This window comes from Sphingomonas sp. LC-1 (genome assembly GCF_025371035.1).
GTDB lineage: Bacteria > Pseudomonadota > Alphaproteobacteria > Sphingomonadales > Sphingomonadaceae > Sphingomonas > Sphingomonas sanguinis_E.
The window spans coordinates 452359-466224 of sequence record NZ_JANZXB010000001.1; the positions used below are offsets into that span (position 1 = coordinate 452359).

Below are 13866 nucleotides of genomic sequence, written 5' to 3' on the forward strand. Positions count from 1 at the left end.
CCTTTGATGTTAAAGCGACACTAAACTTGCGCGCGCAATGTCTCGATTGCGGACGCCAAAGTGACGATCGCATAGACGCTCGCCAGTGCGAGTCCACCCAGCGTCATACCCAGCATGGTCGCCGGCAGGACGACCAAGAGATAGGCCGGCGGGCTGGCCCACCAGCGCCGCCGAAAGCGATACAGCGCCGCGCGTTCGGCCAATATGGCAAGGACGATCAGCATGATCGCGAACATCGGCGCGAGATCGTCGGCGAAGAGCCGGTAATGCTGCCACCCCAATGTCGCGATGGCGAGCGCGGCGAGACCGGCGATACCCGCCGAATGCGCGCGTACCGCCCCCTGCTCGTCACGAAGCCCCGCCAGCGTCTCCCCCAGCCCCAACCCCAATGTCCCGGCAATCGTCACCAACAACCCGAACGCGGGCAGACCGAACCCGATCAGCATCAGCCCCAACAGGCCCAGTCCCGCTCCGACCCCGCCTGCGACCTGCGCGGACACGCCCCGCTCGACCAGGCGCGGCAGGCTCAGCCGCGCGATCGGCGCGAGGATATAGCGATCGAACCAGCTCCGCCGCCCGGATACCAGCCGGGCGACCACGGCGCGTCCCTGTGCATCCAGCGCCTCGGCGCGGTGGACGATGCCATGCCCCGCCTTTTGCGCATCGCCGGGCAGCAGGATGTGCGTCGCATGCGCCTGCGCGGCCAGCCGCAGCAGTGTCGATTGGAGATCATAGTCACGGGGCAGCGCGGCGACCTCGGCCACGCGGCGCGGATCCACCCGTGCCACGCCCGCCCATGCCATCTGCCCGCCGACCCGCTCCAATCCCGCTTCGGCCCCCGCCTCCGGCACGACGACCAGCGCGTCATGGCCGGTATCGCGCAACACCAGTGCGATCATGTCCTCGGTGGTGATCAGGCCATCGGCAAGCACGACCAGCCGCGACAGGGGATGGAGCTTTTCGGCGGCCTCGACCGCGCTGCGCACGGTATCGACCACCACGCCGCGCTGCGCGATCCGCGCGATCGCGCCCAGCAATTCGGGGGTCAGCCGCGCCACCACGATGATGATCTGCGCCGCCCCCGCCGCGATCAGCAGCCGGGCCTGATATTCGATCAGCGTGACGCCAGCGAACGGCAAGGTGGCCGTCAACCGCCCGGGGCGGTCGTCAGCGTCGTCAATCGCAAAAAGAAGACCGGACAGCATCGCCCGCTGTTAGGCGCTTGGAGCGGTCCTTGCCAGCCCCGACCGTGCGGGGTTCGCTCCTAAGCCCTTCAGAGGCGGGCGACCTGTTGGCCGATCTGGTCGAGCAATGCGGCGTCCCGGCCATCGCGTTCCGCCGCCTGCGCCGCCAGGGTCATCAGCGGCAGGGCGTTGACGCTGGCCGCCAGCCCCTTCAGCCGCAAGGCCGCTTCGCGCCATTCCTGACCATTTCCTGCCGCGTGCATGACCTCCAGCGCACGGGTCACGCCCTCGACAAAGGCGCGCCGAAGATCCTGGATGACGGCGGGCTCGTCACCGGCAACGGCCGCCAGAGCGGAGTCGATCGTTCCATGTTCATAGGTCATTGCCCCCTCATAAACCGGATGGTCCTTGCCACGGAATAGCGCAAATCGCTTCCTGCGGCGGGCAAACGTGATAAACCGACCCATTGTGACACGGGGGCTTGGATGATCGTGGATTTGCGCGCGGAGCGTCAGGACAGGTCGGACGGGCTGGAAACGGCGTCGGATATGGCCGACGATACCGCGCCGCCCATGGCCGCTTTCACCGGCAGCCCCTGGCTGGACGAGAGCGCCGCGCCAGACCCCGTGGCGGAGGAACCCGCCCCCCGCTGGCCGATGATGCTGGCGCTGGCATGCGCGATCGGCTGGGCCGGGGCGGTGGCGGCCTGGGGCATGTCGCGGTCGGCCGAACTGTCGCTGGCGACCCTGCCTCCGCTGGTGACGCTGGGGCTGGCGGGCCCCATGGCGATCGCAGTCCTGTGGCTGGTCGTACAGCGCAATAGCCGAGCCGAGCAGCGGCGTTTCGCGCTCACCGCGCATGAGATGCGGGCGGAGGCGGTGGCGCTCGAACGCGCGGTCGCCGCGATCGGGCGCGCGCTGGAGGGGAATCGGGCCGAACTGTCTGCGCAGGCCCAGAGCCTGTCCGACCTGATGGAATTGGCGCAAAATCATTTCTCCACCATCTCCCGAGATCTGTCGGACGACATCCAGATGGTTGAGGCGCATGGCCGAACGCTGGCCGATGTCGCGGCAACCAGCCAGGCGGGGCTGACCCAATTGCTGGGCGCGCTTCCCCAGGCGGCGGAGGATGTCAGCGAGGCGAGCGACCGGATGGCCGACATCGTCCGCGCGGCCGAGACGCATGTCGCGGCGCTCGACGCGCAACTGGTGGCGCTCGGGCGGCGCGGACAGGATGCCGACACCATCGCCACCGGCGCCGCGATGCGGCTGGCGACCCATATCGAGCAGATGGAAGCGACCAGCCGCAACGCCAGCCAGCATCTCGAAAAGGTCAGCGCCAGCGTCGCGACGACCGTTGACGCGCTGCTCGACCGAACCGCCGAGGCGATCGACCAGTCGCGTCAGGGGCTGGCCGCGCAGGGCGAGGCGATGCTGGCCATGGTCGGCGCCAATCAGGCTGCGCTGGACAGCGCTGCGCGCGACAGCGCCGATGCGCTGGCCGAACGGATCGTCACCGTCGATGCCGCCGTCGCCCGCCTGACCGGCGAACTGGAGGCGCAGCGGGTCGCGGGCGAGGCGGTGGTCCGCTCGCTCGACGAGGAATTGGAACGGGTCGAGACGCGGATCGCGGTGCTCCATGCGCAGGGGACCGAGAAGTCGCAGATGCTTGCCGCGTCGATCAGCGCGCTGGGCGGATCGGCGGATGCGATGACCGGCGCGTTGGAGGTTGGCGAGCAGGTGGCGCATCGCGTCATCGGAACCACCGAATCGCTGTTGATCGCGCTCGATGCCGCGGCGCGCGAAATCGACGAGACGCTGCCCGAAGCACTTGGTCGGCTCGACCAACGCATGCACGCCAGCCATGAGGTGGTGGTCGAAACCAAGCCCGAATTGCTCGCCCTCGTCGCCGCAGCCGAAAGCACGCATGAGGCGATCGAAGCGATTGCCGATGTCATCGCCGAACAGCGCCAGACGCTGGAGACCTTGTCCGGTTCGCTGATCGAGACGCTGTCGAGCGGGCGGGCCAAGGCGGATGCGCTGGGCATGATGGTGGACGAGACCATCGACCGCTCGCACCGTTTCGCCGACGAGGCGGCGCCGAAGCTGGTCGATGCGCTGCTCCGCGTCCGCGAAACTGCCGCGAGCGCGGCCGAAAGCGCGCGCGAGACGCTGGCGGAAGTCATTCCCCAGGCGGCAAGCGCGCTGGAACATGCCAGTGCCGAGGCCATGCGCCGCGCGACGGGCGACACCGTCGAGCGACAGGTTCATGCGATCGTCGACGCGACCCAGAGTGCGGTCGAAGCCGCGACCCGCGCGACCGAAAGACTGGCGCGACAGGCCGATCTGATCGCCGAGAAAACTGCGATCGTGGAAACCCGGCTGGACGAAGCCCGCACCGAGCGGGAGGAAGCCGATCGCGACAATTTCGCGCGCCGCGCCTCGCTTCTGGTTGAATCGCTCAACTCCGCGTCGATCGACATCGCCAAAATCTATGCGCCGGAGGTCACCGACAGCGCATGGGCCGCCTATCTGAAGGGGGATCGCGGTGTCTTCACCCGGCGCGCGGTCCGCATCCTGGATTCGCACCAGGCCCGCGATATTGCCGATCTATACGACGACGATACGAAGTTCCGCGATCATGTGAACCGCTACATCCACGATTTCGAGGCGATGCTGCGCGGCGTGCTCGCCCAGCGCGATGGGTCCCCGTTGGGGGTGACCTTGCTGTCGTCGGACATGGGCAAGCTCTATGTCGCGCTTGCCCAAGCGATCGAACGGTTGCGATAGGCCCTTCGGCCTTTGAAGGGGCCCCGTAGTGCATGACGCCATGCGACGCCCCCTGCCCCGTTCCGCCTGAGCGACGGCAGGGGGCCACGCCAGATGCTCACCCGTTCAGGGCATAGACCCGCAACCGATGTCCATCGGGATCAAGCGCGACGAAACTGCGCCCGAAAGGCCGGTCGGTCGGCGGCATCAGAATTTCGATACCTCGCGCCGCCCAATCGGCATGACAGGCATCGACCCCGTCCAGGCTTTGCTTGAAGCCTATCTCGATGCTTCCGGTCACCCCGGTCGCCGGCGGATCGATCACGTCGCGACACCATAAGCCCAGGGCATTTCCAGGCGACAGGGCAAACAGCGCGAAGGCATCGCTGGCGTCCACCGGCTCGCTGCCCAACATGCGGCGATAGAAAGCGGCGCTGGCGGCCGGATCGGCAACGTGCAACAAAATGGTGGTTTCGGGACAGGTCATGTCAAAGGCTCCTTGGTAATCAAGGAGCCTTGCCTAACCGTCTGCTGCGTCAGTTTCTGTCAGCAGGAAACGTTCCGGTGGAATGCCGTTTGCCTCGCGCCATTCGCGGAGAAGCGCCACGCGACGACGCGGATAACGCTCGGGCAAGACGCGTGCGGTGACGATGCGGTCGATGCGGAACGTCCGGTAATCGCCCCGCAATTCGCACCAGCCCAGCAGCACATCCGCCCGGTCGAACAAGGCAATGGCAAAGGGCCAGATGATCCGCTCCGACGCCAGTCCCTCTGCATCGCGATAGACCAGCGACAAACGCCGTTCCGCCCGGATCGCGCCGCGCAGCGGTGCGGGGTCGATTTCCGCACCATAGGCCTCGGAGCGCATTCCTATATAAAGCGCGGTCGAGCGCATCGCCTCGGCCTGTTCAGGGGTCATGGCCCGCATGATCCGGGCGGCGGCACTGCGCGCGGCCTGCCCCATCGCGGGGTCCGCACGCTCGGCCACCCAGCGCGCGCCGAGGACCAGCGCCTCGACCTCCTCGATCGGGAAGCTCATCGACGGAAGCATGAACCCGGGCCGCAGGCGATAGCCCAGCCCCGCCTCTCCTTCGATGTCCGCGCCCATCGCCTGAAGCGTCGCGATGTCGCGGTACAAGGTGCGCAGCGAAATGCCGAGTTGCTCGGCCAGATGCCGTCCGCTGACCGCCCGGCTCTGGCGGTGGAGCAGATGAAGCAGATCGAACAGACGCGAAGCGCGAGCCATAGCGCTAGGCCTTGGTCACCCCGCTCCAGTCGAGCATGTCGGCGGTGATCCAGCCATTGACGTAGTTGAGATAAAAGGTCGCGAACATCAGCGTCGCGACGATCGTCGTGCGCCAGATGAAACGGCCGGGCTGAAAGACATGGGGCGCGCTTTCGGCGGTGCCGGGAACATGCGTCGCCCCTGCCTCATGGCTGGTCCTCACCCCGAAGGGCAGGACCAGGAACACGGCGAGGAACCAGAACAGGACGTAGATCGCAAGGGCCGACGTCCAGTGCATGGCTTACCCCTCGATCAACAGGACATCGACGATCGGCTTCTTGCCGGTCCAGCGCGTCGCCACCTTGCGCACCGACAGGCGGATATCCTCGCGCAGCTTGTCCGTGGCGCGGCGCGGGCCGTCCACCGCCTTGGCCGCGGCGGCGACCGCCTCCGCAATGAACGCGTCGCGCTCATCCTCGACCGGCACACCCTGAACGCGGATTTGCGGGCTGCCGACCAGCCGGCCTTTCGCGACCGCGACGCCGACCGAAATCTGGCCATTGATCGCCAGCTTGCGCCGCTCGTTCATCGTCGATCCGTCCGAGGGCAGGATCACGTCGCCGTCGAGCACAAGCCGGCCGACCGGAACATTGCCGATCTTGGTCGCATTGCCCGGCAGCAGTCGGACCATATCGCCGTCCGACTGGACCAGGGTCGCGGGAACGCCCTGCGTGGTGGCGAAGCGGGCATGCTCCATCATGTGCCGCATCTCGCCATGCACCGGCATCAAGGTGCGGGGACGCAGCCACTTGTACATCTGCGCCAGTTCGGGCTGGCCGGGATGGCCCGAGACATGGACATGCGCCTGACGCTCGGTGACCATGCGGACGCCCTTGCCCGCCAGGATGTTCTGGATGCGGCCGACCGCCGTCTCGTTGCCCGGAATCTGCCGCGCCGAGAAGATCACCGTATCGCCGGTGTCGAGCCGGATCGTATGGCTGCCCTCGGCGATGCGCGACAGCGCCGCGCGCGGCTCGCCCTGACCGCCGGTTGCGACGATCAGGACGCGGTCCTTCGGCAGGCGCATCGCGGTTTCGGGATCGACCGTCTCCGGGAAGCCCTTGAAGTAACCGCAAGCCTTGCCGACCTTCAAAATCCGGTCGAGCGAACGCCCGGTGACACACAGCTTGCGCCCCGTCTCCTTGGCCACCTCCCCCAGTGTCACCAGACGCGCGGCGTTGGAGGCAAAGGTGGTGACGACCACCCGGCCCTTGGCCTTAGCGACCGTCTCGGCGATGCCGGGACGCACGCTGGCTTCCGAACCAGAGGCTTCCGTGTTGAAGGCGTTGGTCGAATCGCAGACCAGAATGTCCACGCCCCGGTCACCGATCGACGACAATTGCGCGGGGCTGGCGGGCTTGCCGATCACCGGCGTCTGGTCGAGCTTCCAGTCGCCGGTGTGGAAGACGCGGCCCACCGCCGTCTCGATCAGCAGTGCATTCGCCTCGGGAATCGAGTGCGACAGCGGCACGAAGGTGAAGTCGAACGGGCCGACCTCGAACGCCTTGCCCGTCTCCATGACGCGCAACTTGACGCGATTGGCGCTGCCCTCCTCCTCCAGCTTGCCGCGGACAAGCCCGGCGGTGAAAGCCGTGGCATAGATCGGCACGCCCAGATCCTCGGCGAGATAGGGCAGCGCGCCGATATGGTCTTCGTGACCATGGGTCAGCACGATGCCGACCAGATCGTCCAGCCGATCCTCGATGAAGCTCAGATCGGGCAGGATCACGTCGATGCCGGGATAGGCCGGATCGGCGAAGGTGATGCCGCAATCGACCATCACCCACTTACCTTCGGTGCCGTACAGGTTCACGTTCATGCCGATTTCGCCCGATCCACCGAGCGCGCAGAACAGCAATTCTTTCTTGGGAGTCATTCACTTCCTGACAATGGACGCCCATCCCGCTGAAAGCGGGTCCGGGGCGATAGGGGTGCGCCGGTCAGGGCGCGGTCATCTGTTTTCGCGGATCGGGACGCCCTGCGGTCGTTCGCGGGCTATCCATCACCGAAACTCGTTCATTGAATATGGGCCCGATCCCACAGGATCGCCAGCCCCTGAATGGTCAGATCGGGCTCGATGTGATCGAATACATCCGTATGCGGGCTGAGCAGTGCCGCCAAACCGCCGGTCGCCAGCACCTTGACCGGGCGACCGACCTGCGCCTTCAACCGCGCGACCAGCCCTTCGATCATGGCGATATAGCCCCAGAAGATGCCGATATGCATCTGGTCGACCGTGTTGCGGCCGACGACGTTGCGGCTTTGCGGCGCTTCGATTGCGATGCGGGGCAGCTTGGCGGCGGCGGTGACCAGCGCGTCGAGCGACAGGTTGATGCCGGGTGCGATGATCCCGCCCTTATACGCGCCCTGATAATCGCTGACATCGAAGGTCGTCGCGGTGCCGAAATCGATGGTGATCAGGTCGCCGGGATAAAGAGCATGCGCGGCGATCGTATTCACCGCCCTGTCCGCCCCCAACGAGGCCGGTTCGTTGACGTCGATCGCGATACCCCATTCGGCGGCGCCACGCCCCGCGATCAGGGGATCGACCTTGAAATATTTCTGCGCCAACACTTCCAGATTGTGGAGCGCGCGTGGCACCACGGTGGCGATGATGACGCCGGTCACATCCTCGCGCGCATAGCCTTCCAGTGCCAGCAACTGGCTGATCCATACGGCATATTCGTCACCCGTACGGCGCGGGTCGGTCGCGATCCGCCAGCGGCCCTTGATCGTCCGCCCTTCGAGCAGCGCGAAGACCACGTTCGTGTTCCCGGCATCGATCGCAAGCAGCATGGGGATCCTTCAAAGCAGGAAAATATCACCGGCATGGATGACATGGGTGGCGCCATCCGCCAAGCCGAGCCGGAGCGCGCCATCGCCCGCCAGCCCCTCGAACACGCCGTTCAGCACCCGACCATCGGGCAGTCGAGCGGTCAACGCGGCACCACGGGGATGCGCCCTTTCCTCCCAACGCGCGATGACCGCGGACAAGCCGGACGCGCGCCAGATCGCGACCCAACGCGTCATCGCCTCGGCGAGCAACGCCTGCATCGTCGCGGGCGGGACATCGACGCCATGATCGCGGAGCGCGGCCGTGGCGCGGTCGGGTAGGTCCGGGGCCGACGCCAGGTTGATCCCCATGCCGATGACGACCGCATCGCCGCTACGCTCCAGAAGTATGCCCGACAGCTTGGCGCCGTCGATCAGCAGGTCATTGGGCCATTTCAGACAGAGCCGCCCCCCCATTTCGGGCAGGCAGGCGCGGACCGCCTCCTCGATCGCCACGGCGGCGACCAGCGCCAGCGTGGCGGGCATCGGATCGCCCGGATGCAAACGCACCAGGGTCGATCCGTAAAAATTGCCGGAGGGCGAGGACCAATCCCGCCCCTGGCGTCCGCGCCCCGCCGTCTGGCGGTCGGCCCGGAGCCAGAGACCGTCTTCGCCGCCCGCATCCGCGAGCTGGCGAAGATCGGCATTGGTCGATCCCGTTTCCGGGAGGTGCAGCAATCGGCTCAGAACAGCGCCCGAGCGGCCGCCAGCGACCAGGCACCCAGAAGCGGGATCGCCAGATAGCCGACCGGCGAGACGAACAGCGCCGACAGCGCGATAAGGCCGTTCTCGACCGGCTGCGCATCGCTATTGTCCCAGGCCCCGACGGGCTCGTCGAAGAACATCGTCTTGACGATGCGGAGATAATAATAGGCACCGATCACCGACGCAACGACACCGATCACCGCCAGCGGGAAAAGCCCCGCCGCGACCGCCGCGTTGAACACCGCGAACTTGGCATAGAAGCCAAGCAGCGGCGGGATGCCCGCGACCGAGAACATGAAAAAGGCCATCGCCCAGGCGAGCGCCGGACGCGTGCGGGACAGGCCCGACAGGCTGGCGATCGACTCCATCGGATTGCCCTGCTCGTCACGCATGCGGATGACGATGAGGAACGCACCCAGCGTCATGATGACGTAGATGGTCAGATAGGTCAGCACCGCCGCGACGCCCTGCGCCGTGCCGGCCGCCAGACCGATCAGCGCGAAGCCGACATTGTTGATCGACGAATAGGCCAGCAGCCGCTTGATGTTGGTCTGCCCGATCGCCGCCACGGCGCCGAGGATGATCGACGCCAGTGCGGCGAAGGTCACGATCTGCTGCCACTGCTGCACCGCCGAGCCCATGGCCTCGACCGCGACGCGGATCGCCAGCGCCATCGCCGCAACCTTGGGGGCCGAAGCGAAGAAGGCGGTCACCGGGGTCGGCGCGCCCTCATAGACGTCCGGGGTCCACATGTGGAACGGCACCGCCGACATCTTGAACGCGAGCCCTGCGAACACGAACACCAGGCCGAACATCAGGCCCAGCGAGCGCGTGCCCATCGCCGCGTCACGGCCATAGGCACCCGCGATCTGGGCGAAGTCGGTCGAGCCGGTGAAGCCATAGACCAGCGAAATGCCGTAGAGCAGGATGCCCGACGCCAGCGCGCCCAGCACGAAATATTTCAGACCCGCTTCGGCCGAGCGGCCATCGCGACGCATGAAGCTCGCCAGCACATAGGCCGACAGGCTCTGCAGCTCGAGACCGACATAGAGGGTCAACAGATCGCCCGCCGACACCATCATGCCCATGCCGACTGAGGAGAGCAGCATCAGGATTGGATATTCGGGACGCAGATCCTCGCCCGGCGAGCGGGCGAAGAAGCGCGGCGCCATGATGATCGCAACTGCGGTCGCCAGATAGATCAGGACCTTGGCGAAACCGGCAAAGGCATCCGCGCGGTACAGGCCGCCAAAGGCCAGCCCGCCCGTGGTCGCCGGACCGGCGAGCGCGACCATCGCCCCCGCCAGCACGAACACCGCCGCAATGGAGATTCCGCGCGTCGAGGCGGTTCCGCCCCAGGCGGCGACGAGCATCAGCGCGATCGCGCCGAGGGTCAGCACCAGCTCGGGCAGGACCATCAAGAGGTTCAACGAATAGCTCATCAGTGCGCCTCCCCGTGCGCAGCTTGGTGCTCAGGGGCATGGGTGGTGGCCAGTGCCGGGTTACCGGCAGTGGGACGGCTGTCCGAACCGGGGTTCGCGCGGTCGATCCGCTGGAGCAGGATCGTCACGTCCTTGCGCATCGGCGCCAGGAAGCTTTCCGGATAGACACCCATCCACAAAGTCACCGCCGCGATCGGGGCCAGCAGCCAGAGCTCGCGTGCCGACATGTCGGGCATCGCCGCAACCTCGTCCGACTTGACCTCGCCATAAGCGATCCGCCGGTAGAGATAGAGCATATACGCCGCACCCAGGATGATGCCGGTGGTGCAGAGCAGCGCGGTCCAGGTCGACACCTGATAGGTGCCCATCAGCGACAGGAATTCGGCGACGAAGCCGCTGGTGCCCGGCAGACCGATCGACGCCATGGTGAAGAACAGGAAGAACACGGCATATTTCGGCATGTTGATCGACAGCCCGCCATAGCGCGCGATCTCACGGGTGTGCAGCCGGTCATAGATGACGCCGACGCATAGGAACAGCGCGCCCGACACCAGGCCGTGGCTGAGCATCATGATCATCGCGCCTTCGATGCCCTGCTGGTTGAAGGCATAGAGACCGATGGTCACGATCGCCATGTGCGCGACCGACGAGTAGGCGATCAGCTTCTTCATGTCGGACTGCACCAGCGCGACCAGCGAGGCATAGATCACCGCCACCGCCGACAGCGCGAAGATCAGCCAGGTCAGCTGTCCGCTCGCCTCCGGGAACATCGGCAGCAGGAAGCGCAGGAAGCCATAGCCGCCCAGCTTCAGCAGGACGCCCGCCAGGATGACCGAACCCGCCGTCGGCGCCTGGACGTGCGCGTCGGGAAGCCAGGTGTGGACCGGCCACATCGGCATCTTGACCGCGAACGAGGCGAAGAAGGCGACCCACAGCCAGGTCTGCACCGAGGCCGGGAAGTCATAGGCCAGCAGCGCCGGGATCGAGGTCGTGCCCGCCGTGCGCGCCATATAAAGCATCGCGACGAACATCAGCAGCGAGCCGAGCAGCGTGTACAGGAAGAACTTGTACGACGCGTAGATGCGGTTCGCCCCGCCCCAGATACCGATGATCAGATACATCGGGATCAGGCCGGCTTCGAAGAAGACGTAGAAGAGGAACAGGTCCTGCGCCGCGAAGGTGCCGATCATCAGCACCTCGGTGAACAGGAACAGCCCCATATATTCGGGAACGCGCTTGTCGATCGCGCGCCAGCTCGCGCCGATGCAGATCGGCATCAGGAACACGCTGAGCATGATCAGCAGCAGCGCGAAGCCGTCGATGCCGAGCGACCAGCCGAACGGGCCGAAGATGCCGGGGGCATGTTCGACGAACTGCCACTGCGCGCCGCCCACATCGAACTGCGTCCAGAGCACGATGCCCAGCACGAAGTCGATCAGCGTGGCGGCGAGCGCCAGCATGCGCGCGCCTTGCGCCTTGAGGAAGAGGCAGGCGATCGCGGCAATAGCCGGGACCGCCAGCATGACGGAGAGGATCGGGAAGCCCTGCATCACGCGATCAACCCAAAATGGCCCAGGTGACGGCCGCGGTCAGGCCGATCAACATGACGAAGGCATAGCTGTAGAGGTATCCCGTCTGGAAGCGCGCCGCACCCTTGCTGCCTTGCTGGATAAGCCAGGCAACGCCGTTGGGGCCGAAGCGGTCGATCGTCTTCTCGTCACCACGGTGCCAAAGGAACCGGCCGATCGCGAAGGCGGGGCGCACGAAGAGGAAATGGTAGATCTCGTCGAAATACCATTTGTTGAGGAGGAAGCGGTACAGGATGCGGAACTGGTCCGCGAACTTGGCCGGGAATTCCGGCGCACGGATATAGGTCAGATACGCGGTCAGCAGACCGAGCAGCATCACCACCGTCGCCGACAGCTTCACCCACACCGGCACGCCGTGCATCGAGTGCATGAGGTGCTCGTTGAAGGCGATCGCGCCCTTCCAATAGCTCTCGCCCGACTCCGGCTCGATGAACCAGCCGTGGAAGACGAAGCCCGCCGCAATCGCGCCGATCGACAGCACGATCAGCGGGATCAGCATGACCAGCGGGCTCTCATGCGGATGATAGCCACCGGTGCCCTCGGGCAGTTCCTCCTGCGACGGACCATGGACGTGCGGCTCGTCGCCGGCATCCTCGTTCGCAGGGTGCGGATCATGGGTAAGCCCATGATCGCCATGCCCGTGCGCGTCGTGCAGCGCGTGCTGGATATGCTCCGACGCGACCCAGCGCGGCTTGCCCCAGAAGGTCAGGAACATCAGGCGCCACGAATAGAAGCTGGTCAGCAGCGCGGCGATCACGCCCGCCCAGAAGGCGAAGCCCGAACCACCCGCATAGGCGACCTCGATGATCGCGTCCTTCGAATGGAAGCCCGCGAAACCGAACGCCATCGGATTGCCGAACAGAGCCGGGATACCGACGCCGGTGATCGCCAGCGTACCCATCATCATCGCCCAGAAGGTGACCGGGATGTGGCGACGCAGGCCGCCATAGTAACGCATGTCCTGCTCGTGGTGCATCGCATGGATCACCGAGCCCGCACCTAGGAACAGCAGCGCCTTGAAGAAGGCGTGGGTGAACAGGTGGAACATCGCCGCGCCATAGGCGCCGACGCCGGCCGCGAAGAACATATAACCGAGCTGCGAACAGGTCGAATAGGCGATGACGCGCTTGATGTCGGTCTGCACCGTGCCGACGGTGGCGGCAAAGAAGCAGGTGCAGGCGCCAATCACGGTGATGACAGCCAATGCGGTCGGCGACGTTTCGAACATCGGCGACAGGCGGCACACCATGAACACGCCCGCGGTGACCATGGTCGCCGCGTGGATCAGCGCCGACACCGGGGTCGGACCTTCCATCGCGTCCGGCAGCCAGGTGTGGAGGCCGAGCTGCGCCGACTTGCCCATCGCGCCGACGAACAGCAGCAGGCAGAGCACCGTCATCGTATCGAAACGATAGCCCAGGAAGCCGATGGTCGAGCCCGCCATGCCGGGGGCCGCCGCCAGGATCGCCGGGATCGAGACGGTCCCGAACACCAGGAACGTGCCGAAGATGCCGAGCATGAAGCCCAGGTCGCCGACGCGGTTGACGACGAACGCCTTGATTGCGGCCGCATTGGCCGAGGGCTTGCGGAACCAGAAGCCGATCAGCAGGTAGGACGCGAGACCCACGCCTTCCCAGCCGAAGAACATCTGGACCAGATTGTCCGCCGTCACGAGCATCAGCATCGCGAAGGTGAAGAGGCAGAGATAGGCGAAGAAGCGCGGCTGATCCGGCTCCTCGCTCATATAGCCCCAGCTATAGAGGTGGACGAGCGCCGAGACGCTGGTGATGACCACCAGCATGATCGCGGTCAGCGAGTCGACGCGCAGCGCCCAGTCGACCGACATGGTGCCGCTGGTGATCCAGTGGAGCACCGGCGTCACGGTCGCCACATTGGCGCCCGACAGATAGCCGATGAAGATCGGCCAGGACAGCGCACAGGAAATGAACAGCGCGCCGGTCGTGACGACCTTGGCGGGCACGTTCCCGATGGCCTTGTTGCCGAACCCCGCAATGGCGGCGGCCAGCAACGGCAGGAAGACGATAGCGAGGATCAACCCGA

General features: G+C 66.0%; 12 protein-coding genes. 1 reads left to right on the forward strand and 11 read right to left on the reverse strand.

All coding sequences use genetic code 11. The features are described 5' to 3' along the window. Positions 1-20 precede the first annotated feature (20 nt). On the reverse strand, positions 21-1139 hold the full coding sequence (locus NZL82_RS02135) for a hypothetical protein (protein WP_261268128.1): 1119 nt from the start codon (positions 1137-1139) through the stop codon (positions 21-23). 134 nt (positions 1140-1273) lie between these two features. Continuing rightward, positions 1274-1567: an Hpt domain-containing protein gene (locus NZL82_RS02140; protein WP_261268129.1), complete on the reverse strand. Its 294-nt coding sequence runs from the start codon at positions 1565-1567 to the stop codon at positions 1274-1276. 102 nt (positions 1568-1669) lie between these two features. Here NZL82_RS02140 and NZL82_RS02145 point away from each other — a divergent pair, with 102 nt between their 5' ends. Continuing rightward, positions 1670-3973: a hypothetical protein gene (locus tag NZL82_RS02145; protein WP_261268130.1), complete on the forward strand. Its 2304-nt coding sequence runs from the start codon at positions 1670-1672 to the stop codon at positions 3971-3973. A gap of 97 nt (positions 3974-4070) precedes the next feature. Here NZL82_RS02145 and NZL82_RS02150 read toward each other — a convergent pair whose 3' ends face one another. The 9 genes from NZL82_RS02150 to nuoL form a co-directional block, all read right to left on the reverse strand. Continuing rightward, complete coding sequence (locus NZL82_RS02150; RefSeq protein ID WP_261268131.1) at positions 4071-4439, reverse strand: VOC family protein; 369 nt, start codon at positions 4437-4439, stop codon at positions 4071-4073. 33 nt (positions 4440-4472) lie between these two features. Next, positions 4473-5198, reverse strand: a complete 726-nt coding sequence (locus NZL82_RS02155) for a YafY family protein (protein ID WP_261268132.1) — start codon at positions 5196-5198, stop codon at positions 4473-4475. A gap of 4 nt (positions 5199-5202) precedes the next feature. Next, complete coding sequence (locus NZL82_RS02160; protein ID WP_261268133.1) at positions 5203-5475, reverse strand: DUF1467 family protein; 273 nt, start codon at positions 5473-5475, stop codon at positions 5203-5205. A 3-nt stretch (positions 5476-5478) separates the two neighbouring features. Continuing rightward, a complete protein-coding gene (locus tag NZL82_RS02165; RefSeq protein WP_261268134.1) occupies positions 5479-7113 on the reverse strand; it encodes a ribonuclease J in 1635 nt (544 codons plus the stop codon). 140 nt (positions 7114-7253) lie between these two features. Continuing rightward, positions 7254-8033, reverse strand: a complete 780-nt coding sequence (locus NZL82_RS02170; protein WP_261268135.1) for a type III pantothenate kinase — start codon at positions 8031-8033, stop codon at positions 7254-7256. Between the two features lie 9 nt (positions 8034-8042). Beyond that, positions 8043-8747: a biotin--[acetyl-CoA-carboxylase] ligase gene (locus NZL82_RS02175; RefSeq protein WP_261268136.1), complete on the reverse strand. Its 705-nt coding sequence runs from the start codon at positions 8745-8747 to the stop codon at positions 8043-8045. 5 nt (positions 8748-8752) lie between these two features. Continuing rightward, a complete protein-coding gene (nuoN, locus tag NZL82_RS02180) occupies positions 8753-10216 on the reverse strand; it encodes an NADH-quinone oxidoreductase subunit NuoN (protein ID WP_261268137.1) in 1464 nt (487 codons plus the stop codon). Continuing rightward, positions 10216-11766, reverse strand: coding sequence for an NADH-quinone oxidoreductase subunit M (locus tag NZL82_RS02185; protein ID WP_261268138.1), 1551 nt, complete (start codon positions 11764-11766; stop codon positions 10216-10218). The genes nuoN and NZL82_RS02185 overlap by 1 nt, the downstream gene beginning before the upstream one ends. A 7-nt stretch (positions 11767-11773) precedes the next feature. After that, positions 11774-13861: an NADH-quinone oxidoreductase subunit L gene (nuoL, locus tag NZL82_RS02190; protein ID WP_405051332.1), complete on the reverse strand. Its 2088-nt coding sequence runs from the start codon at positions 13859-13861 to the stop codon at positions 11774-11776. Positions 13862-13866: the final 5 nt, after the last annotated feature.

What these genes read in the sequence shown, in the direction of transcription:
- NZL82_RS02140 (WP_261268129.1), bottom strand. Translation starts at nt 1,567, where the DNA reads ATGACCTATGAACATGGAACGATCGACTCCGCTCTGGCGGCCGTTGCC.
- NZL82_RS02145 (WP_261268130.1), top strand. Translation starts at nt 1,670, where the DNA reads ATGATCGTGGATTTGCGCGCGGAGCGTCAGGACAGGTCGGACGGGCTG.
- NZL82_RS02150 (WP_261268131.1), bottom strand. Translation starts at nt 4,439, where the DNA reads ATGACCTGTCCCGAAACCACCATTTTGTTGCACGTTGCCGATCCGGCC.
- NZL82_RS02155 (WP_261268132.1), bottom strand. Translation starts at nt 5,198, where the DNA reads ATGGCTCGCGCTTCGCGTCTGTTCGATCTGCTTCATCTGCTCCACCGC.
- NZL82_RS02160 (WP_261268133.1), bottom strand. Translation starts at nt 5,475, where the DNA reads ATGCACTGGACGTCGGCCCTTGCGATCTACGTCCTGTTCTGGTTCCTC.
- NZL82_RS02165 (WP_261268134.1), bottom strand. Translation starts at nt 7,113, where the DNA reads ATGACTCCCAAGAAAGAATTGCTGTTCTGCGCGCTCGGTGGATCGGGC.
- NZL82_RS02170 (WP_261268135.1), bottom strand. Translation starts at nt 8,033, where the DNA reads ATGCTGCTTGCGATCGATGCCGGGAACACGAACGTGGTCTTCGCGCTG.
- nuoN (WP_261268137.1), bottom strand. Translation starts at nt 10,216, where the DNA reads ATGAGCTATTCGTTGAACCTCTTGATGGTCCTGCCCGAGCTGGTGCTG.
- NZL82_RS02185 (WP_261268138.1), bottom strand. Translation starts at nt 11,766, where the DNA reads ATGCAGGGCTTCCCGATCCTCTCCGTCATGCTGGCGGTCCCGGCTATT.